This window comes from Marinobacter maroccanus (assembly GCF_002933275.1).
Classification (GTDB): Bacteria; Pseudomonadota; Gammaproteobacteria; order Pseudomonadales; family Oleiphilaceae; genus Marinobacter; species Marinobacter maroccanus.
This window is the reverse complement of sequence record NZ_PSSX01000014.1, coordinates 1-21,491: the sequence shown is the minus strand read 5'-3', so window position 1 is coordinate 21,491 and position 21,491 is coordinate 1. Positions and strand designations below refer to the sequence as shown.

The following is a 21,491-nucleotide window of genomic DNA, read 5'->3' as shown; positions in this document are numbered from 1 at the left end:
GATTTTTCAGTTGCTATAAACGACAAAACCGGGATCACTCGTAGAGCGATCCCGGCTCCGTTACAGCCTATATCTTACTCGACTTCGGCCATGGTGTTGAGGTAAGCGCGCTCGGAAATGTTGGTGTAAGCGCGGCTTTGCTCAAGATAGTTCTGCTGGGAGTCGATAATCTTGGCAGCCATGTCGCTTTCAGCAGCAGCTTCCTTCAGCAGCTTGTTGTTGGCGGCGTACATCGCGTCGAAAATGTCATCCGGGAACTGCTTGATCTGGACATTCGGATATTCCTCACGAATGTTAGCCCAGGCTTCGGCGTTGGCGTGCTGGGAGTGAACCAGCATGTCGTAGGATGCCGTGCGCATGGCAACACGCATGATTTCCTGCAGGTCCGCCGGCAGCTTCTCCCATACCCGCTTGTTGATCAGGAACTGCAACTCGGTGGCAGGCTCGTGCCAGCCGGTGTAGTAGTAGTCGGCAATCTGCTGGAAACCGAGACGCAGGTCCAGTGCCGGGCCTACCCACTCAACCGCATCGATGGTGTTGCGCTCAAGTGCGGTATAGAGCTCACCCGGAGCGATGTTGGTGGGGTTTACGCCAACTTCTGCAAACACTTCACCAGCAAAGCCGGGAATGCGCATTTTCAGACCTTCCAGGTCTTCCAGGGATTTGATTTCCTTGCGGAACCAGCCACCCATCTGCACGCCGGTGTTACCGCCCGGGAAAGACAGCATGTTGTGGGGTTCATAGACTTCCTGCATCAACTCCATGCCACCGCCGTGGTAGAACCAGGCGTACTGTTCCATGGCGTTCATGCCAAACGGCATGCTGGTGAAGAACAGGGTCTCGGGAACCTTGCCTTTCCAGTAGTAGGATGCGGAGTGGCCCATGTCGTACTGACCAGCCTTGACCATATCAAACACACCCAGCGGGGCTTTGTGTTTGTTGGCCGAATCGATGCGGACTTTGAGTCGTCCGTCAGACATTTTCTCTACGGTTTCGGCAAAGCGCTTGGTGGTATCACCGAAAATCGGGAAGTTTGGCCCCCAGGTTTCTGCAAGGCGGAGTGTGAAGGTGTCTTGGGCGAGCGCCTGTGTGGAGGCAAAGGTTGTTGCCACAGCCAGCACAGCCGCGGAAAGAACAGAACGGATCTTCATTGCTCTTCTATCCTCTTATCTTTTTTGTGGGTCGAGGGTCCCCCTTTTGGGGAAAAACCACTCTTGATGCTAGTTCACGTTAGCAATTATCGTTAACAAACGAAATCAAAAACCGCTGGTTGTACGACCTTGGTCGTAAGGCGGATCAGAGGTCTTCCATCCGGCCAATCTGGCTGGCGAGACGCATGGCCTCGTGCTCTTCCAGAGCCAGGAGGTCCTCCAGCAGGGACTTGGCTTCGGGAATTTCCGCCTTTCCGATCAGGGAGTCGTAGAGGTCCATGACCTGGTCGTGGAAATGGAATACCTCTTTGGCGATGTCAGTGAACGACATGGAGGCGTAGTGCGTGTAGGAGTCGGCGCTGGCCCTGATCGGCTTATGGTTCAGATAGTCGTACATGCGGGTGTGCATGGCCTTGGGATCAGCCTGCTTCTCAAATTCAGTGACGGCTCTTTCCATCAGGGCCTCGTGGCCAGCAAGATAATCAAGCAGTGCACTGGCACGTTCGTCGTTGTTCAGTTTGGCGGATTCCTTCAGGCATCGTGACAGATACGCGTGCAGTTGCCGGGTCCATTCGATAAGGTCCTCGAACGTTTTTATCTCCATTGCATTGCTCCTCGCCGGGGCGGATCGTTTGTAGTTGGCATTATCGATAAGTCTAGTCAAAATTAGGGGGCATAGGGTACCTGTACCGGACCCGGGAACCAGCGGAGCGGAAAGTGGCCATGGCAACGACACTCGGCATCATTGAAGGATTCTACGGCCCCATGTGGACCTGGCAGGAACGTCGGCACCTGGTCCGCACTCTGGCTCCCCACGGTTACGGATTCTATCTCTATGCCCCCAAGGCCGATGCCTTCCTGCGTCGCAAATGGCAGCAGCCCCACCCACCGGCCATGGCCTCTGAGCTGGCCGAGTTTTCCCGTTTCTGCCGGCATGAGGGGGTGCGTTTCGGGGTAGGGTTGAGCCCCTTCGAAGTATTCAACCGGTTTGACGATGAGGCTCGCGCAGCGTTGGCAGACAAACTCGCCCTGCTGGAGCGTATCGGCATTGATGAACTGGCGATCCTGTTTGATGACATGCGCTCCGATACTCCCGATCTTGCCAGCACCCAGGCAGACATAGTGCACTGGGTTCGTGATCGCACAACCATCAGGCATCTGAGTGTCTGTCCCAGTTACTATTCCGACGATCCGGTGCTGGATCGGGTTTTCGGGGAGCGTCCGGCGGACTATCTGGAGACTCTCGGACGCAAGCTGGACCACTCGGTCAACGTCTTCTGGACCGGGGAGGAGGTGTGTTCCCGGGAAGTGTCTCCCGGGCACCTGAAGCGGGTCGGGGACCTGCTCGGGCGCAAGCCGGTACTCTGGGATAATTACCCGGTCAATGATGGTGACCGGATGTCTCAGCACCTGCATCTTCGAGCGTTCACCGGGCGACCCGCTGCAAATGCGGCTCACCTGGCCGGCCACGGAATCAATCCGGCATTGCAGCCCACATTAACGGCGATTCCGGCCATCACGCTGGCAGAGTCCTATCGGCTTGGGCCGTCCTATCAATACGGTCAGGCGTTCCGCCATGTCGCCCGGGAGGTGCTGGGCAGGGAACTGGCGGCGCAGCTGCATGCGGATTTACTGGTGCTGCAGGACGCTGGTCTGGGCCGGATCAGTGATGAAAAGCGGCAGAGTCTGCAACACACCTACGACGCCTTTGACCACCCGGCGGCCAATGAGATTCTGCGCTGGCTGGCGGGTGAGTATCAGGTGACCGATGAGATGGTGGCAACGCAGTAGGCCGGCGAACTACCGAAGGTAATATTCAACGGTCGAGACCACCCGAACGGTTTTCACCGGCTGCTGACCTTCCATGATGCCGGGTGCCTGATCTCGGGCCAGTATCTGGAAAACGCCCTGATTGGCCCGGCGCAGGCCCCCGAGCTCCGCCTTGGCATCCTGGGCGAACTGGGCGGCGGCTTCCCGCGCCGATGCCGTGGCCTCCGCAATCATTTCCGGCTTGATTTCGTTGAGGCCATTAAACAGATAAGTCGGGCCGGATGGGCCGTAGTCGGAAGACAGCACCACCCCCGAGTCCACCAGCTCACTGACACCCTGGGCGGCCTGACGGATTCGGTCGATATCGGTGCTGCGAACCATCAGGGTCTGGCTGATGATGAATTTCTGTTCGCCGTTATTGGCCTGGTAGGGGTTGGCCCTGGTATCGGTGACATCCAGGCGCTGGAGCTCGACCGCATCCTGGTCAATGGCCTGCAGTTTCAGGAATGCCATGATCGCATCCCGGCTGTTTCGGGCCCTGTCCTGGGCCTCACTCAGCGACGCCCCGGTTGCAACAAAGCGGATAGGCCACAAGGCGAGATCTGAATTCACTTCCCGTTCCGCCACGCCCTTGACGGTGACATAGCGGTCGCCGGTGCGCAGGTCGGTAAGGCCGTTGCCGATCAGGCCTGCGGAAATAATGGCGCTGATACCGAGAATCAGTGAGGCGAGAAGTTTCATGGAGTGTTCCCTGTATTGCACTACCGGAAAGTTCCGGAAAGCGTCCGTTTGCTAGCTGCTATCCTGAAGATCAGGAACAAGATTAGCGCTTCACGCCCCAGGCTGAAAGGGAGGAATCATGACGGCTGTGAAAGTTGAGTGTGTCAAAGGCAACATCGCCGCACAGCAGGATATGGATGTAATCGTGAATGCGGCCAATGCCGAACTTCTGCCCGGCAGTGGCGTGGCCGGTGCCATTCACAGTGCTGCCGGACCGGGGCTGGCAGAGGAATGCGGCGCACTGGCGCCCATCAGGCCAGGCCAGGCGGTAATCAGTTCGGCCCATAACCTGCCGAACCAGTATGTCATCCACTGCCTGGGGCCGGTCTACGGAGTTGATGAACCATCCGACCGTTTGCTGGCGGACTGTTTCAGGAACGCCCTGTTGCTGGCAGACCGTCATGGGCAGGCGTCCATTGCCTTTCCTGCCATCTCTACCGGTGTTTTTGGTTACCCGCTGCAAGATGCAGCCGTCGTGGCTATGAAAGCGGTCGCCGGCACCCTGGCGGATCTCAATTCTGTTCGCCTGGTCCGGTTTGTCCTGTTCAGCGATCAGGATCTTTCCGTATTCGATAAGGCATTGAAGCTCGAATCCAGACTGTCAGATCGGTAGCGGCGATTTCTAGTCACAGGTCTTGTCGGTCGATCGGCTGAAACGGGCCTGCATGGCTTTACGTTCCCGCTCGGCGTCCCGGAATTCGTCGGGCAGGGGCTCGATAAAGTAGATGAAGTCACCTTTTTCGCGATTCTGGTTCAGTGGTGGTTCGTTGACGTCCGAGGGCCAGAATACCGGACTGACAACGACAACAGACACTTCTGGTGCTCGCTGTTTCAACAGAGCCACGGTACCCAGGCCCTCTTCACTGTGAAACGTGCCGGTCAGGTGCAGAACCTGGTGCCCTGGATGCTCTTTCCGGGCCTGAAGAATGCGGGTGGCCATGGTGTTGTCCCGGAGCAGTTGGGCATTGTAGGTGTTCTCCATCCGCTGGCTCATGGTGTCGTCTGCCTGATGGCTGGCGCCAATGGCTGCCATGAACTTTTCCCGGTAGGCCGGGGTGTCCATGAAAGGATCGGTGGGTAACTTCTGCTTTATGGTGTCCGAGACACCGCTGAGATATTCAGGGCCTTTCCGACCGACACAGCGGACCACGTCCGCCGGCGCATTGGCAGCTATTACCGGCAGATTCTGCTGGCGTGCAAATTCCACCAGTGGCCGGTAGGACGCGCGGTAGTTGTCCCAGGCCCCGGCATCCTCAATCATTTCGGTTTCGCCGATCTCACCCTGCAGATACCCATTCAGCTCATCCTGGTGGTCCAGATTGAACTGCTCCATGGCAAGAACCTGCTCTGGCCGCAGCCGATACAATGCCGTCTGAAGCCGGGACTGCAGAAGATGGGAACCGTGGTGCCCATGGTATTCCCCCACAACCACGACATCCGTGTTGACCAGTCGCTGCGCCAACTCCTCCGGAGTCAGGACGGTGTTGCTTTCCGGCTGCACTATCCGGGCATCGTACTGGGTTTGAGGTGCCGACAGTGTGGCTTCCTGAGCATTTGAAGAAGGCATGGCAGTGCATCCGTTCAGAGCAGAGAGTGAGGCAAATAGCAGGGCGGGCGCGAACAGTTTCATGGAAGTCCTTACGTTCTGAACACAGTCAGGATCTTTTTTCGCGTTCTTCGCGCCAGTCCGGCCCCAATCTTTCTTCCACGTATTCCCGGATGAATTGGCGTACGCGCTGGGAGGGCGTTACATCCTCCTGCTTGCACAGTTCTTCAAAGGCGGCCTTTTTTTCCGGGTCGATCAGCAGTGTCAGGCGGGCAGTGCGTTTTTCCATCAGGTTGTTCTTCACTTATGGTGATTTTCAGTGATGTTAATCAGATTAACATTGAATGAATATATTATGAGCATATAATTTACAGGCATTCGTTGCAATTTCCGAACCTTGGCAATTAACGAGCCTTTCATGCCGCATCGCGCCCACCTGTTTTCACTCCGGATGGCTCACGCATTTCGTGAAGCCTGCATTGATGAACCCTATCGGGGACGCCGTTTCCTGCGCGACCTGATGGCTGGTGTGACGGTGGGCATTATCGCCATACCACTGGCCATGGCGCTGGCGATTGCCAGCGGTGTTGCGCCGCAATATGGGCTCTATACCGCCATTATTGCCGGGTTTGTGATCGCCCTGACGGGCGGCAGCCGGTTCAGTATCTCCGGCCCCACGGCCGCCTTCGTCGTTATTCTGTACCCCATCGCCCAGAGCTATGGCCTGGGTGGTTTGTTGCTGGCCACTTTGATGTCCGGCGTTCTGCTGATTCTTATGGCCCTGATGCGCCTGGGCCGCTTCATCGAGTACATTCCCGAGTCTGTCACCCTGGGGTTCACCGGCGGCATTGCGGTGGTGATTGCCACTCTGCAGGTCCGGGACTTTCTGGGCCTGCCGATTGGCGATATGCCCGAACACTACTGGGACAAGCTGGCGCTGCTGGCCGGCGCGCTGCCGGAGTTTGATGGCATGAGCACGCTTGTGGCCGGTGTCACGCTCACCTGCATGTTGCTCTGGCCAAGGCTGAAAACCCCGGTGCCACCCCACCTGCCGGCCGTGGTGATCGGGAGTCTTCTGGCACTGTGGTTGAATGGCCAGGGCGCTGCTGTTGAAACCATCGGCTCAAGGTTCAGCTATCTGTTGCCGGATGGTTCGGTGGGGGCGGGTATACCGCCTTTTCTGCCGGAATTTGCCTGGCCCTGGCAGCGGGCGGGGGCATCGGGCGAGCCGATCGGGGTGTCCTGGTCGCTGGTCCGGGATCTGCTGCCAGCAGCCTTTGCCATCGCCATGCTCGGTGCTATCGAATCCCTGCTCTGTGCCGTGGTACTGGATGGCATGACCGGCAAACGTCACAGCGCCAACAGCGAGTTAATGGGGCAGGGCCTGGGCAACATCATTACGCCGTTTTTCGGCGGCATTACTGCGACCGCAGCCATTGCACGCTCGGCAGCCAATTACCGCGCCGGCGCCGAGTCACCGGTATCCGCAATGGTTCATTCTCTGGTCGTGCTACTCGCCCTGGTTTCGCTGGCGGGGCTACTGGCGTACTTGCCCATGCCGGCCATGGCGGCCTTGCTGATTATGGTGGCCTGGAACATGAGTGAGGCGCCCAAGTCGCTGCATCTGCTGAAAACAGCGCCGCGCAGCGACATTCTGGTTTTTCTCACCTGTTTTTCGCTCACGGTATTGCTGGATATGGTGATTGCCATCACGACCGGCGTTTTGCTGGCGGCGGTGCTGTTCATGCGGGAAATGGCACAGATGACCAGGGTCACGGATATCACCCTGAGCAATCGAATTGCCGACTACAAACTGCCCGATGGCTGGCAGGTCTTCAAGATCAACGGGCCGCTGTTCTTTGCCGCCGCCGACCGGATTTTCGGCGAGCTGGCAGCGCTTTCCCGGAATGCCCGCGGGTTCGTTCTGTATATGGATGGCGTCACAATTCTCGATGCCGGTGGCCTGTCTGCCCTGAACAAGCTCATCGCCACCTGTGAACGGGACGGCACGCAGATCGTCATCGCCGATCTCCAGTTTCAGCCATTGCGAACTCTCGCTCGCGCCGGGGTTACGCCGGTAGCTGGCGTTAGCCGCTATACTTCCTCCCTGGACGAAGCCTTGCGTCTGATTTCCCGACCTGGCGCTGAAGCTGATCAGTCTTCCGGATAAAACGTTGATCCTTGAAGTCTCCGAATGGTTTACCCTTTGGCGATGAGAGTTCGTCAAAATGAAGGAATGACATGCTGCCTTTCCGGCTGATCGACCGAGTGAAATTCATACTGGAACGCCAACTCGTTAAGGGAGCGGGGTTCCAGCTTGTTGTGGTGGGTGTGTTCATTGGCCTGATCTCGTTGATCGGCGGACTGCTGGTGGTCCCCCAGGGTGGCGATTTCGAGGACCCGGGCTCGGCTATCTGGTGGGCATTTCTGAGATTGACTGATCCCGGTTACCTGGGTGACGACGTAGGAACCTGGCAGCGCTTCGTCTCAACCCTGCTGACCATCAGTGGCTACGTGGTGTTCATGGGTACCCTGGTGGCCATTCTGACCCGGTGGTTGATTGCCAAAATGGCGGACCTTGAGCGCGGCCTCACACCGGTGACCCTCAAAAACCATGTGGTGGTGCTGGGCTGGACCAGCCAGACCCTGCCGCTGCTCTCCGAATTGCTGGGCTCCAGTGGCCGGATGCGACGTTTTCTTGAGAAGCACGATGCCCAGAAACTGAACCTGGTGGTGTTGTCGGAGGAGGCCTCTGCGGCCCAGGTTCACGAGCTGCGAAGTGAGCCGGGTATCGGGCGCAGAGCCCGCCAGATCATCCTGCGTTCAGGCTCGGCGATCCAGCCGGATGCCCTGCACCGGGTGGCCTGTCTGGATGCGGCAGCCGTGATCGTCCCCAGCGCAGCCCATGAGGCCGGCAGCCTGGTGACATCGGACGTGGAAACGGTCAAAGCGCTGCTTTCCATTGCCGCCCAGGCCAGGCACTTTCAGGCTTCCCTGCCGTTCGTCGTGGCGGAGATCCAGGACGTCCGCAAGCTGCCGGTGATTGAACGTGCCTATCCCGGCGCGGTGGAAGTCGTGGCCGGCGATGCCACTATCAGCCGACTGATGGTTCAGAACATTCTTCACCCAGGGCTGTCGGAAGTTTACAACGAGTTGCTCACGGCGGGTGAGGGCAACGAAATCTATATCCGGGGCGGAGAGTCGCTGGGCGGAATGACGCTTGGTGAGCTGGCCGCGGCCCGGCCCGAGGTTATTGTGCTGGGGCTTCTGAAACACCGTGATGCAGGCTGGGACGTTCAGCTGCTGGCCCCTTCAGACTCGCGAATTGATCCGACCGACCGGGTGGTCTTCATGGCCCGGGACTACTCTGAGACCGAACCCGATCCCAAAAAGGCAACTTTGCCGGAGCTGGAGAGAGGACAAGCGGTGCGCGTCGACCGGCCTGTCGATCAGGCGAACCACCGGGTTCTGGTGTTGGGGTGGAACCGGCGGGTGCCTAGCCTGATCGCGGAATTTCTGAGCTACGGACACCGTCATTTTGAAGTGGACCTGGTTTCCGTGGTTCCGAAAGCCGAGCGGGAACAGGCCATTGCCCAGTACGTGGAGAATTCCGAACGCCTGACCTGTCGGCATATCGAGGCGGATTACATGGTGGAAGGCGAGCTGCGCCGGATTGGGCCGGCGGGCTACGATACCGTGATCCTGCTTAGCAGCGACCGTCTGGCCTCAGGCGAAGAGGCCGATGCCCGGTCGATGGTAGGTTACCTCCAGCTTGAAGATATTCTGGCCGATTTTGCCCGAAGGCCCCAGTTGATAATGGAGCTGAGTGACCCGGATAACCGCCACCTTTTGTACGGGCACCAGAGTGAAATGTTGATCAGTCCCATGATTCTGAGTCACGTTCTGGCCCAGGTTGCCCTGCGGCGGGAGCTTCGGATCGTGCTGGATGAACTGTTCACCGTTGGCGGTGCCGAGATTCAGTTCCGGGACCCCGCGGACTATCCATTGCCCGCCAGTGCGACCTTTCAGGTTCTGGAGAAGACCGTGGCGGCAGAAGGTGAACTCGCCCTGGGTGTCTTTCGCAACAAGGCCAATGAACGTGGGCGTCACCTGCAACTGAATCCGTTCCGGAAGGACTATCTGGAACTACAGCCCGGTGACAGGTTGGTGGTCCTCTGCCTGACCTGATGGAACTGCTGAAACACTGAAAGCAGCCGGCTTTTCGGCCTTTCCAGATCTGAGCGTATGCATTCACCAGAAAAATGCCGAAAATAGATCATATAAATTTCAATTATAAATTTGAAACCACTAAAGTAACCACCAACGTCATCGCTTTGCTCAAAAAGTGAGCAGGCTTTTGGCTTCGGAAGTTGCTGTACGCTTCTCCCTATCGACTTAGAAAACCAACGTAGAAAGGATTGAGACCATGCCCTACGCACAAGACGTTGACCAGATTGCTTCCCTGTTGAAGCAGCACCCGACCTGGAACGCTATCAACCCGAAGCACGCCGCTCGCATGCGCGCCCAGAACAAGTTCAAGACTGGTCTGGACATCGCCAAGTACACCGCCAAGATCATGCGCGAAGACATGGCGAACTACGACAAGGACACGTCCCAGTACACCCAGTCCCTGGGCTGCTGGCACGGCTTCATCGGTCAGCAGAAGATGCTGTCCATCAAGAAGCATTTCGGTACCACCAAGCGTCGTTACCTGTACCTGTCCGGCTGGATGGTTGCTGCCCTGCGTTCCGAGTTCGGTCCGCTGCCTGACCAGTCCATGCACGAGAAGACTGCCGTATCCGGCCTGATCGAAGAGCTCTACACCTTCCTGCGTCAGGCCGATGCCTGGGAACTGAACCACCTGTTCCGTGCCCTGGAAGAAGCCGAGAAAGCCGGCGACAACGCCAAGGCTGAAGAGCTGATTAAGCAGATCGACAACCACGAAACACACGTTGTGCCGATCATTGCCGACATCGACGCAGGTTTCGGTAACGCTGAAGCGACTTACCTGCTGGCCAAGCAGATGATCGAAGCCGGTGCCTGCTGCATCCAGATCGAAAACCAAGTGTCTGACGAGAAGCAGTGCGGCCACCAGGACGGCAAGGTAACTGTTCCCCACGCCGACTTCCTGTCCAAGATCAACGCTGTTCGTCTGGCCTTCCTTGAGCTGGGCGTTGACGACGGTGTGATCGTTGCCCGTACCGACTCCCTGGGCGCTGGCCTGACCCAGAAGATCGCCGTAACCGAAGAGCCGGGCGATCTGGGTGACCAGTACAACAGCTTCATTGACGGTGAAGTGATCGAGAAAGCTGAAGACATCAACAACGGCGACGTTGTAATCAAGCAGAAGGGCCAGCTGGTTCGTCCGAAGCGTCTGGCTTCTGGCCTGTTCCAGTTCAAGCCGGGCACTGGCGAAGACCGTGTTGTTCTGGACTGCATCACCAGCCTGCAGAACGGTGCTGACCTGCTGTGGATCGAAACCGAGAAGCCGCACGTTGGCCAGATCGCTGCCATGGTTAACCGCATCAAGGAAGTGGTGCCCGACGCCAAACTGGTCTACAACAACAGCCCGTCCTTCAACTGGACCCTTAACTTCCGTCAGCAGGTATTCGACGCATGGAAGGAAGAGGGCAAGGACGTGTCTGCCTACGACCGCGACAAGCTGATGAGCGAAGAGTACGACAACACCGAGCTGGGTCAGCTGGCCGACGAGTGGTGCCGTAACTTCCAGCGTGATGGTTCACGCGAAGCAGGTATCTTCCACCACCTGATCACCCTGCCGACGTACCACACTGCGGCTCTGTCTACCGACAACCTGGCCAAGGGCTACTTCGGCGACGAAGGCATGCTGGCCTACGTTGCCGGTGTACAGCGCAAGGAAATCCGTCAGGGTATCGCCACCGTCAAGCACCAGGATATGGCTGGTTCCAACATCGGTGACGACCACAAGGAATTCTTCGCTGGTGACGCGGCCCTTAAGGCCGGTGGTAAAGACAACACCATGAACCAGTTCGGTTAATCGAAGGTTCAGATGTTGCCGAAGCGGGCTTTGATGCTCGCTTCAGACCCCAAACCCCGCCCTGTGCGGGGTTTGGTTTTTCTGACACTGTGTATTTGAGGTATGTGTCTGAAACAACGGCATAAACTGCCTGTATCCTCCTCTTTGTTTGCCCTCCCTGTTTCATTCCTGAAACAGTTTCAACGGTGCCAGGGCCGGTTGGTTTCCCATCGAATAACAGAAAACCCCTAAAAAACATGCATCTGGCTCCAGTTTCTCAATTGTGGCACGGGAATCGCTCCTTTGTTCTGGCGGGTCTGAACCTTGGCTTACCCGAAGGCTAGCGGGTTGGGTCGGATCCCTTAAAAGCCAATAACTTCAAAGGAAATGACATCATGAACACCAAAAAAACACTGCTAGCAGCTGCCATCGCCATGACAATGGGCGTTTCTGGTTTTGCCTATGCGGACCAGGGTGGAGATGGAGATCCGAATACCAACGCGGATAACACCTCCACGGCCAATAACGGCTATTCCGGTAATACCGACTCCGGCAACGACAATTCCACTGACAGTTCGGACAACAGCACTGACGTGGCTGATTCGTTCAAGATTGCCGACAGTGGCAACGACAACTCCACGGATAGCTCCGATAACTCAACGAATGTTGCGGATAGTGGGAACGACAATTCCGACAACAGCACCGATGTGGCTGATTCGTTCAAGATCTCCGACAGCGGCAATGACAATTCGGACAATTCCACCAACGTCGCTGACAGCGGTAATACCGCCGTGGCCGATAGCGGAAATGACAACTCCGACAACTCCACCAATGTGGCAGACAGTGCGAACGACAGTTCCGACAACTCCATCAACGTAGCGGATAGTGGGAATGACAGTTCGGACAACTCCACCAATGTGGCTGACAGCGGGAACGACAGTTCCGATAACTCTATCAATGTTGCGGATAGTGGAAACGACAATTCGGACAATTCCACCAACGTCGCTGACAGCGGCAATACCGCCGTGGCCGATAGCGGAAATGACAACTCCGACAACTCCACCAATGTGGCAGACAGTGGGAATGACAGCTCCGATAATTCCACGAACGTCGCGGATAGCGGGAACGACAACTCCGACAACTCCACCAATGTAGCCGATAGCGGTAATACCACCGTCTCGGATAGTGGCAATGACAGCTCCGACAACTCAACCAACATTGCCGATAGCGGGAACACCACTATCTCCGACAGCGGAAATGACAGCTCCGACAACTCATTGGCCCTTGATCTGGATGTGTTCCTGAACAACGCCGATCTTGATGGCAGTGTATCGGGCTCCTCAACCACCTATGGCGATGCCAACGGCAGAGCTTCCTACACCGAGGCTCGCAACCGCAACGAAATCTCTGGCGGTTCAGCGAACTTCACCGGTGTTGGCGCTTTTGCCCAGAATGCAGGCAATGGCAACGTTACACAGGCGAATGTCAGTGTAATGTCCAACCTGTCCACCGGCCAGTAAGGAATCCGGGCCGCATCTCAACGGGTGCGGCCCGGTTATTCCGGGAGAGCTGCCATGGGTTACGTCATCAGAGGGAAACTGAAGGCTGCCTTGCTGGCATTGTTGCTCGGAACACCGGCATTTGGTTCGGCTGAGCAGTGGATGGATGCCATGCCCCTGACGGAGGATCAGTTGGCGGATGCAAGTGGTCGCCAGGGAGTTTCGATGCAATTGCAGGTTAACAATAACCAGCAGAATGCAAATGTTTCCGACAACCTGCTGACCGGAAATGTTGTCACCGGAAATAACAGTATTTCCGACAATGCGTTCGGCAACATGAGCGGGGTTGCCACGGTTATCCAGAACACGGGTAATCAGGTGGTCATTCAGGACAGTACCCAGATCAACATACTGATCAATCACTGACGGAGGTGGGCCATGACCAGAAAGGTTCTTGTCGCGGTTTGCGCGAGTGCCGGGCTGCTATGGTCCACCGCATTTGCCGGCTCGGTCATGGTGCCGGGGATTGGCGGTGATATCCGGCTTACGGTGAGCAGTTTCGAAAGCCGTCGCTTTGACAGTGTCCTGCGACAGCAGTACGACTTCAGCTGTGGCTCCGCAGCGGTCGCCTCTTTATTGAGCTTTCATTACGACGATCAGGTCAGCGAGCACGATGTTTTCATTGAAATGCTGGCGTTGGCAGATGAGGAAAAGGTGCGCCGGCAAGGGTTCTCCATGCTCGATATGAAGCGCTACCTGGCATCCAGAGGGTACCAGGCCGATGGATTCCGCTTGCCCCTGGCCGGGCTCAGGGAGAAGGTTCGCCTGCCGATGATTGTGTTGCTGAACATTGAGGGTTTCCGTCATTTCGTGCTGATCAAGGGCATCAGTGAAGACGAGGTGTTAATAGGAGACCCGGCCCGGGGTCTGAAAATCTATTCTTACTCACAATTCAGCGAGTATTGGGATGGCACCGCCTTCGTAATTCGCAGTCACCTTGATCGGGGGCGCGATCACTTTCTCGCCGATGGTCGTTGGCCCCAGGTGGCCAGGGCGCCATTGGCAAAAGGCCTCGGAGGGCCATCTCTGGGGCACACGCTGCCGTACTGGCCCTCCACGAGGGAATGGTGATAATCATGAAGGGCAGGATGCCTAAGGTCGCATTGCTGGCTGTTGCCTGCACGATCCTATCGCCGGTTACCCGGGCCGAACTGAATCCCGGGGTTGACCCTATCAGTGACACGGAGCTGGCAGAGTATCGTGGCGGCTTCCTGATGGATAACCTGGAGATCAGTATTGGTCTGGAGCAGATCGTTGGTATTAACGGTGACACCCTGGTTATCAATCGATTGACCATTCCCAACCTTAATCAGCCGGTCAATGACCGTTTACCAGATCATCGGATGGAGACCGTATTGGAGGTAATCAGCGCGAACCGCAGCGGCGGTGCACGGGTAGCCAGCAATATGGCGGGTCCCAACGGCTGGATGACGGTGGTTCAGAACAGCCTGGATAGCACTGTGATACAGAATATGCATCAGTTGAATATCGAGCTGAACAATCTGGGTGCCGGGAATCAGTTCCCGGCCCGATTCAGTGATCAACTGATTCAGTTGCTTGGCCGCTGAAGGGTGCCTGAATCCTCTCTAGAGACTGATTGGAAGCTTGAGCGTAATCTCGCTGTTAGGCGCGTTTTCAGTAACGCCAATGCTCACCGTCAGGCTCAGGGATGTGGACTGCGTCAGGCGCTGGGATAACCCGAATGACAGCGAACCGATCTGAATTCGGTCGAAATTGGCTTCAAAAAGATCAATGTTCCTCTCGAACGTGGTTTTTCGGATAACCGAGTGATCATAGCCCAGGCTGAAAGACGTGCGTTCGTTAAAGGCGAATCCCATCCCGAAGCCAAAACGCACGATATCGCCGGGGTCGACCGTGCCTCCGTTTTCAAAGCCTTGCTCCTCTTTGAGGGTCCAGACATAACTCAGATTGCCGAACAGCACGGCCGGGTCGGTCGGGTAGATAAATGAGAGTCCGGGTTCGAATGCCCAGAAGCCTGAACCTGTTGGCCGGCTTTCCAGTTCGATGCCAATCGGATTACCCTGACTATCCTCGATGACCCTCTGGTCAACGTCGTAGGGGCCTTCGCCGGTTGGCGCTCTCACCCGCAGCGCGCCAATCACGTAGGGCCAGCCGCCCAGGCCATCGGTTAGCTGATAGCGGGCTGAAACTTCAACATCACCGAGTCCCTCGCCGGAGGATTCACGCAGTGTATCCACCGGCGTGCCCTGGAAAACCTCACGCTCTCTCAGATCCTCATTGATGCTCAGGTATGGCACACGGACCGCCGCTTCAAATTTGCTGGTAAATCCGTATTTGAGTGACATGGCACCAACAAAAATATCACGCTGGATTTCGGAAATGTTGATCAGTCCGATCAACAGGGCAGGGATCACCGTGTAACCTTCGATCGCCACTGCCGTTGAGTTGCTGTGGGCATGGGAAAACGATGGTTCGATGGTAAACCGGCCCGGCCGCGTGACGATGCCCCGGTCTGCGGTAATGGAGGCAATGTCGGTTGCCGGATCATGGCCTTCATCAGTTGTTGTCCGGATATTTGGCGGGGCGGCCGAGGCATCATCGTCGGCCTGGGCGGCTTCAACGAGAACAGGGTGGCTGAGAGCTATCAGCGGGATGAACCAGAGTGTGTTTTTATTCATGGGGAAACTCCTTCAGTTGTCTTTCTGCGGCCGGGCCGAGGCGCCATGAGGCACGCGGTGCTTATCCATCAGCCGGTAGAGCGAAACCCTTGAAATATTCAGAAGCCTGGCGGCTGCTGATACGTTGTTGTGGGCAAGCGCGAGACTTACCGAGATCGCCTGCCGGTCCGCTCTCGATCGAAAAGCGTCCAGTGAGAGTTCTCGGCTGCGGTCGTAACTGTCTGCCGGGTTGGCGGTGAAACCCATGTCTTCGGACCCGATCAGTGGGCCCTCTCCGAGCAATAATGCCTGACGCAATCGGTTCTGCAGTTCCCTGAGGTTGCCTGGCCAGGGGTGTCCAGCCAGACAAATCAATGCATTGTCAGTGAGGCGCCTGGTGCCTTTAGCCGAGGGTGTGGCCGAGAGTATCCGTCGGGCCAGAACAGGAATGTCTTCCTTGCGTTCCCGTAACGGTGGCAACAACACATGCAGGCTTCCAAGTCGATAAAACACATCGCTTCGGAAGTCCCCGGTCCTGACCAGCTGTTCAAGCGGTTTGGTGCTTGTTGCAATGAGTCGGGTATCGACGCTGATGGGATGATTGGAGCCCAGGCGCTCAATCAGGCCCTCCTGGAGGAAGCGCAGAATGGCCGATTGTTGTTCTGAGCAAAGCTCATCGACACCGATCAATAACAGGGTGCCGCCGTTGGCCGCTTCAATTCGACCTTTCTGGGCACTCATGGCATGAGTAAATGCCCCTTTTTCGTGGCCGAAGAGCTCGTTCTGGGTCAGAGAGCGGGGCAGGGCGGCACAGTTCACTGCGATCAGTGGCTTGTTTTTACGTGGCGAATTGTCGTGAATGAAACGGGCGGCCGCTTCCTTGCCGGTTCCGTTCTCGCCATAGATCAATACGGATTCTTCGGTGCGGGCAAATTTCTGCAATAACTCTCTGACATGCCGGATCGCCATCGACTCACCTTCAAGGGCAACGTCGTGGTAACAGGCAGGTTTTGCCCGGGACGCCTTCGCCTGAAGCTCAGACATTCCCCACAGGTGGCCAAGAATGGCATTGAGTCGGTCGGCCTGTAGCGGAAGTGTATGGTAGTCCTTACAGTAACGGTTGATCAGAGCACAGATTTCCGGACTCTGGATCTGGTGAGATTCCAGGGTGGCAACCCAGTGCTGGACCGGCATCGTGTCCAGCCACTGGGGCAGCTGGGTCAGTTGATCTCCTTTCAGGGAGCCAAGATCAAACACGCCAACTCTGGCTCCACTGCCGGGCCTGTCGCCAGTGCAGGGTTTGCCCAAGGGCGAGGCATGAATAAGCTGCCAGTCCCTGAACAAGGGCCCGTTGGCTGAAAAAACCGGGTACACCGCCGACAACCAAACGAGCGGTCGTTTTTCCTTCATGGCGACTCTCCCTGAGACTGTGCCCGGAAAACGAACTGCTGGACGTTCAGTAAATGCTGGTAATACCGGAACTGCTCGATCCGATCACTGCCCTGTGACCGCATACGGCTGGGGGAAACAGGCAAACAACTCCTGCTGGCGGACATTCAGTTTGTATGCCAGTTTATGCACTTTCCGACCTTTCAGGAGGTTAGGGCCAGAGGCTTCTGCCAATACGGGCTTTCTGTAAAGTTTGCCGACACAGGTTACAAGGCGGTTGGGCAGAGGCTGAAGCCATGGAGGTACAGTGAGCACGAGTCAGGCTATTTGTGGCTGCCGCTGTCTGTTCTGGTAACCCCGGTGGCTGTCCCTGTCATTCTGGCTGTCTGGGGGTGAAGCTTTTTAACCCGGCTCCGGACTCTCTGGTATGCTGAGAAGACCGTATCAATGAAGAGTGGTTGACGATGACAGCGGTTGAGCAAATCGATCAGGCAAAGGCGGAATTGCTGGATCAGCTTGAGTGGACAAGGAAGCGCACCGAGACCCTGGTGTGTTCTCTTTCGGAGGCCGCGCTGGACGTTCCCTACCATCCGGGCGTCAATCCGCCCTTATGGGAAATGGGCCACGCAGCCTTCTTCTACGAGGTGTTCGTATTCAATCTGCTGGATGGCACGCCCAGCCATGATCCGTCCATGGATGATCTCTGGGATTCGTTCCATATCGAGCACCGGGATCGCTGGAACCGGGAGTTGTTTCCCGGGCGTCGGAAGACCCTCGAGTACTTCAATCTCATCTATGATCGCGTTGCCGAGCGGATCGAAAAAGAGCCATTAACCGACCAGGCCCTTTACCTCTATCGCTATGCAATCTACCATCAGAACATGCACATCGAGTCGATGATCTGGTGTCGTCAGACCGTTGGCTACCCGGCACCGCCTGGCACCGATCTTTACCGACCGGCACCTGGAGATCCTTGTCAGGGCGATGCGGTGATTCCGGCAGGAGAGTGGCTGATCGGGATGCCGGGTGAGTCCGAGCGGTACGCCAGTGACGACTTCGCCTTCGATAATGAAAAGCCGCGGTTTACCGTGAAGCTAGAGTCGTTCGCCATTTCAAAATACCTGGTCAGTAATCGCCAGTTCCTGGAGTTCGTGGAAGACGGTGGCTACCGGCGGCCCGAGCTCTGGTCTTTCGGCGGGCGGAAATGGCTCCAGACCGAAACCGATATCGCGCTGGTTCACGGCAGTGACCAGCCTCTTTTGCGGGCGCCTCGCCACCCGCTTTACTGGCGCTGGCATGATGAGCAGTGGCAGGAGAGGGTGTTCGATCGCTGGCAGCCGCTCAATCCGGATGCGCCGGTCACTCACGTTACATTCTGGGAGGCGGAGGCCTGGTGCCGTTGGGCAGGACGTCGGCTGCCGACGGAATACGAATGGGAAGTCGCGGCCCTGGGTAATCGCCCGGGCGAGCCCTTCCGGCGTTTCCCCTGGGGCAACTCGACGCCGACCGAGCAATTGGCGGATCTGAGCGGGCGGGCCATGGCCCAGAATCCGGTGTTTGATTTTCCCGATGGCGACAGCCCCTTTGGCTGTCGGCAGATGACCGGTACGGTCTGGGAATGGACCAGCGATCAGTTCCTGCCCTACGACGGCTTCAAGGTGGATATGTACCCTTTCATGTCCACCCTCCAGTTCGGTGATCACAAAGTCACCAAGGGCGGCAGTTGTGCAACGTCATCCTGCCTTCTCAGGGGTACCTATCGGCAGGCTTATCTTCCGCTTCGGAACGATGTCTATACCGGCTTTCGAACCTGCGCCCTTGAGCAGGGCTGATCGTCAGGCTTTACGCGCAGATCTTATGGCTCTGTTCTGCCAACAACCAGGGATGGTTTGGCGGGCGTGTTGTCGATGAGGTGGCTCGCGAGGGCCACGCCGGTCTCGCTCATGGTCAGGTAGGCTTCGTCGGCGCCAGCTTCCCGGATTTGTTTCGCCTCATCCTCATACATGGTGTGGGCCACGATAAAACCCTTGAAGCCAAGTTTCCGAAGCATTCGTGCGGCGATCAGCTTGCCCTCGATGTCACCCATGGCAAGGATCACCGACTGCACCGCAGGCATGTGCAATCCGTTCCAGAAGGAAGCATCCTCGGCATCAGCAAAGACCACGTTGCGGCCTTCTTTCTGATGTTGCCGGGCCTTTGCCGGGTCAGAGTCGAGCCCCATCAGTTTGGGGCGATCTTCACAGAGCCAGTCGTAGGCAGCGGTTCCGGTGCGCCCCATGCCCATGACCAGTACCCGGGTATCGCCCAGTGACAGCGGCTGTTCATCCGGGTGGTGCTTGCTGCCCTCAAACCGGCTGAGATCCTGCGAGTAACGCTCGTAGAGCCCATGTGCAAAGCGGTTGATGGGGGCAGAAACCAGGAAAGACAGCGACACCGAAATGGCCAGAGGCACCAGCCACTCAGGCAAGGCAACGCTTGCGACAATCAGGCCGAACTCGCTGTAGTTGGTCAATGCCAGGGCGCTCAGGAAGCCGCTTCGGGCCCGCAAACGGAAGGCAAGCAGCAGGAAAAAGAACAGGATGCCTTTCAGCGGCAGGACCAGACCAGCGATCACAGCAAAGAGAAGTGCATCCCCACCAGGCAGGCCGCCAATGCCGATCTGCAGGAAGAAACCCACCAGAAACATTTCTTTGACGCTCCACAGCGATTTGGAGAGTTCCTGGGAGCGAGGATGATTTGCCAGCATGGCACCGAAAACCAGGGCGCCCAGCTCGGAGCTCAGACCGACCGCTTCAAAGCCAAGCCCGCCCACAACAAGCGCCAGAAGCAAGCCCAGTAGCACCAGCAGTTCGTCGTGGCCGCTGGCATCCAGCAGCCTGAACAGGAGAGGCCGAAGCAGGGGAAGACCGAATACGATCAGCGCCCACTCGGAGGGTGTTTTCCCGGCCGCGAGGCTCATGACGACCAAGGCAATCAGGTCCTGCATGATCAGGATGCCGATGGCGACCCGGCCGTGGAACGCCCGCAGTTCCCGTTTGGATTCAAGCACCTTGGCGGCCAGGACCGTGCTCGAGAAGGACAGGGCAATGGCGAGCATGAACGCTGTTGACCACTCGATATCCATGAGCAGGTACAGCCCGGGTGTAAACACCGCGCAGGTAATCCCGAAATGCAGCAGGCTGCCACCAATCACTTCCGGGCTGACGATGGAACGGAGCTTCAGTTTCAGCCCCACGGTGAAAAGCAACAGGAGCACCCCAAGGTGCGCTATGTGCTGGAGAACGTCGGTCTCCTCAATCACAACACTGGTTGTCTCTGCAATGCCACTGAGCACAAAGCCCGCAGCCAGGTAGCCAACAAGGGGGGGGAGACCAACAAGCTTGACCAGCAGGCCAAGGCCGAAGGCAAAGGTAATCCAGATCGCTTCAGGCATGGGGTATCAGTTCGGACGTCAAGAGCACGATGATTGCTAGGCTACCCTGTTTTGCCGTGCCCTTGTAGTCGCTGAAGGTGGAATGTGGAAGCTGGTGTTTAAATGGGCATCACTCAGCCGGCTGCCCGATAAAGGTCCGGAAAATCTCTGCTGATTCGACCGGGGCCTCCACCATCGGTGCGTGGCCGATACCGTCCATCACCTCCAGCCTGGCATTCGGGATTGCTGCTTCGAAAACTTCGCCGTTTCGATAGTTAATGACCCGGTCTTCCTTGCCCCAGAGGATCAGGACCGGGGCTTGAATCCGGGTAATGGCATTGCGGAAGTCTGACTCGAAACCGGCATCACGAATGGCCGCAAAAATGACCTCGTTGACTTCCCGATTGGCAATGGCCCGCTCTTCCATAACGCTCATGATAGGCCAGGGCACGAAGGGTTCTTTCTCGAGAGCAAACTCCATGAGCCGTTCGAAGTCACCGGGCTGTTTGGGGATCAGGGGGTTGTCCCCCTCCATCACAAGATCCACCAGTTCGCTTTCATACTCCAGAATGCCGGCAGGATCGAACAGCACGGCTGATTTCACTTTGCCGGGATGGTTGGCAGCATAGAGTGCGGTAATCGCACCTCCCATGGAATTGCCCATGATATGGGCATCATCTACGGAAAGTGCCTCCAGAATCTGGGCGACATAGCCTGCCTGATCTTCCAGGCGATAGCCGATGTCCAATGGCTTGCTGCTCTCTCCATGTCCTGGCAGGTCGATGGCGTAGACGTTGAACTCGTCGGTCAGGAGACCGGCCAGGCGGGTCCAGTTGTCCTTGTTGGCGCCAAAGCCATGGATCATTACGATGGTGTCACCATTAACCGCCCGGTGGTTCCTCAGGTAGGCGATCTCCAGGTTGCCAACAGCCACTGTATCCGCTTCCAGGCCCGCAGAGGACCGTTCGTACCTGATGGCCGTCTCATAAATTCCCTGACGTGAGCAGGCGCTCAGAAGCAGTGAGACAGTCAGAACGAAAACAACATTCAGTGATAGGGGGCGTTGCATCTGGGGCTCCTGTCGGGCGGCTCATCGGCATCCGTTGCGAGGCGTTTACATTACCCCAAAAAAAAGGTTCATCGCAGGTTAGCGTGAAAAAGTAGGAGACGGCGGTAAAACCGGTTAGTTTTGAGTTCGCCAAAACAACAAAATTAACCAATCCACCGCCGTCCCTATGAATGCTAAT

The 21,491-nt window shown here is 57.1% G+C and carries 19 protein-coding genes; 10 read left to right on the top strand and 9 right to left on the bottom strand.

Annotation, left to right across the window (positions count from 1 at the left end; all coding sequences use genetic code 11):
- Positions 1 to 74 precede the first annotated feature (74 nt).
- A complete protein-coding gene (locus KEHDKFFH_RS14445; protein ID WP_104322554.1) occupies positions 75 to 1,151 on the bottom strand; it encodes a TRAP transporter substrate-binding protein in 1,077 nt (358 codons plus the stop codon).
- A 145-nt stretch (positions 1,152 to 1,296) separates the two neighbouring features.
- Positions 1,297 to 1,755 carry an ATPase gene (locus KEHDKFFH_RS14440; RefSeq protein ID WP_104322553.1) on the bottom strand — a complete coding sequence of 153 codons (459 nt, stop codon included), beginning with the start codon at positions 1,753 to 1,755 and terminating at the stop codon, positions 1,297 to 1,299.
- Between the two features lie 119 nt (positions 1,756 to 1,874).
- Here KEHDKFFH_RS14440 and KEHDKFFH_RS14435 point away from each other — a divergent pair, with 119 nt between their 5' ends.
- On the top strand, positions 1,875 to 2,942 hold the full coding sequence (locus tag KEHDKFFH_RS14435; RefSeq protein WP_104322552.1) for a beta-N-acetylglucosaminidase domain-containing protein: 1,068 nt from the start codon (positions 1,875 to 1,877) through the stop codon (positions 2,940 to 2,942).
- Positions 2,943 to 2,951: 9 nt separating this feature from the next.
- Here KEHDKFFH_RS14435 and KEHDKFFH_RS14430 read toward each other — a convergent pair whose 3' ends face one another.
- Positions 2,952 to 3,662, bottom strand: coding sequence for an SIMPL domain-containing protein (locus KEHDKFFH_RS14430; RefSeq protein ID WP_104322551.1), 711 nt, complete (start codon positions 3,660 to 3,662; stop codon positions 2,952 to 2,954).
- Positions 3,663 to 3,780: 118 nt separating this feature from the next.
- On the opposite strand from KEHDKFFH_RS14430, the gene KEHDKFFH_RS14425 reads away from it, so the two are divergent.
- Positions 3,781 to 4,314: a macro domain-containing protein gene (locus tag KEHDKFFH_RS14425; RefSeq protein ID WP_104322550.1), complete on the top strand. Its 534-nt coding sequence runs from the start codon at positions 3,781 to 3,783 to the stop codon at positions 4,312 to 4,314.
- Between the two features lie 9 nt (positions 4,315 to 4,323).
- On the opposite strand, the gene KEHDKFFH_RS14420 is transcribed toward KEHDKFFH_RS14425, so the two are convergent.
- Positions 4,324 to 5,268: a ChaN family lipoprotein gene (locus tag KEHDKFFH_RS14420; protein WP_104322625.1), complete on the bottom strand. Its 945-nt coding sequence runs from the start codon at positions 5,266 to 5,268 to the stop codon at positions 4,324 to 4,326.
- Between the two features lie 88 nt (positions 5,269 to 5,356).
- On the bottom strand, positions 5,357 to 5,536 hold the full coding sequence (locus tag KEHDKFFH_RS14415; protein ID WP_069182795.1) for a CopG family transcriptional regulator: 180 nt from the start codon (positions 5,534 to 5,536) through the stop codon (positions 5,357 to 5,359).
- Between the two features lie 129 nt (positions 5,537 to 5,665).
- Between KEHDKFFH_RS14415 and dauA the strand changes: the two genes are divergently transcribed.
- The 7 genes from dauA (at position 5,666) to KEHDKFFH_RS14380 (ending at position 14,372) form a co-directional block, all read left to right on the top strand.
- A complete protein-coding gene (gene dauA, locus KEHDKFFH_RS14410) occupies positions 5,666 to 7,417 on the top strand; it encodes a C4-dicarboxylic acid transporter DauA (protein ID WP_104322549.1) in 1,752 nt (583 codons plus the stop codon).
- Between the two features lie 71 nt (positions 7,418 to 7,488).
- Positions 7,489 to 9,435 carry a CASTOR/POLLUX-related putative ion channel gene (locus KEHDKFFH_RS14405; RefSeq protein ID WP_104322548.1) on the top strand — a complete coding sequence of 649 codons (1,947 nt, stop codon included), beginning with the start codon at positions 7,489 to 7,491 and terminating at the stop codon, positions 9,433 to 9,435.
- A 238-nt stretch (positions 9,436 to 9,673) separates the two neighbouring features.
- Positions 9,674 to 11,266, top strand: coding sequence for an isocitrate lyase (locus tag KEHDKFFH_RS14400; RefSeq protein ID WP_104322547.1), 1,593 nt, complete (start codon positions 9,674 to 9,676; stop codon positions 11,264 to 11,266).
- 374 nt (positions 11,267 to 11,640) lie between these two features.
- Entirely contained in the window at positions 11,641 to 12,765 is a 1,125-nt protein-coding gene (locus tag KEHDKFFH_RS14395) for a hypothetical protein (protein WP_104322546.1), read from the top strand.
- 54 nt (positions 12,766 to 12,819) lie between these two features.
- Positions 12,820 to 13,170, top strand: a complete 351-nt coding sequence (locus KEHDKFFH_RS14390; protein WP_241956522.1) for a hypothetical protein — start codon at positions 12,820 to 12,822, stop codon at positions 13,168 to 13,170.
- Between the two features lie 12 nt (positions 13,171 to 13,182).
- Positions 13,183 to 13,875 (top strand): C39 family peptidase, encoded by a 693-nt coding sequence (locus tag KEHDKFFH_RS14385; protein ID WP_104322545.1) that lies wholly within the window; start codon positions 13,183 to 13,185, stop codon positions 13,873 to 13,875.
- Positions 13,876 to 13,880: 5 nt separating this feature from the next.
- The gene (locus tag KEHDKFFH_RS14380; protein WP_241956521.1) at positions 13,881 to 14,372 is read left to right on the top strand and encodes a hypothetical protein; all 492 of its coding nucleotides are present in this window, start codon (positions 13,881 to 13,883) and stop codon (positions 14,370 to 14,372) included.
- An 18-nt stretch (positions 14,373 to 14,390) separates the two neighbouring features.
- On the opposite strand, the gene KEHDKFFH_RS14375 is transcribed toward KEHDKFFH_RS14380, so the two are convergent.
- The gene (locus KEHDKFFH_RS14375) at positions 14,391 to 15,464 is read right to left on the bottom strand and encodes a transporter family protein (protein WP_104322544.1); all 1,074 of its coding nucleotides are present in this window, start codon (positions 15,462 to 15,464) and stop codon (positions 14,391 to 14,393) included.
- Between the two features lie 12 nt (positions 15,465 to 15,476).
- The gene (locus tag KEHDKFFH_RS14370) at positions 15,477 to 16,853 is read right to left on the bottom strand and encodes a sigma-54 dependent transcriptional regulator (protein ID WP_104322543.1); all 1,377 of its coding nucleotides are present in this window, start codon (positions 16,851 to 16,853) and stop codon (positions 15,477 to 15,479) included.
- Between the two features lie 443 nt (positions 16,854 to 17,296).
- On the opposite strand from KEHDKFFH_RS14370, the gene senA reads away from it, so the two are divergent.
- The gene (gene senA / locus KEHDKFFH_RS14365) at positions 17,297 to 18,664 is read left to right on the top strand and encodes a selenoneine synthase SenA (RefSeq protein WP_104322542.1); all 1,368 of its coding nucleotides are present in this window, start codon (positions 17,297 to 17,299) and stop codon (positions 18,662 to 18,664) included.
- Between the two features lie 23 nt (positions 18,665 to 18,687).
- Here senA and KEHDKFFH_RS14360 read toward each other — a convergent pair whose 3' ends face one another.
- Positions 18,688 to 20,265 (bottom strand): cation:proton antiporter family protein, encoded by a 1,578-nt coding sequence (locus KEHDKFFH_RS14360; protein ID WP_104322541.1) that lies wholly within the window; start codon positions 20,263 to 20,265, stop codon positions 18,688 to 18,690.
- 109 nt (positions 20,266 to 20,374) lie between these two features.
- A complete protein-coding gene (locus KEHDKFFH_RS14355) occupies positions 20,375 to 21,313 on the bottom strand; it encodes an alpha/beta fold hydrolase (protein ID WP_104322540.1) in 939 nt (312 codons plus the stop codon).
- Positions 21,314 to 21,491 lie beyond the last annotated feature (178 nt).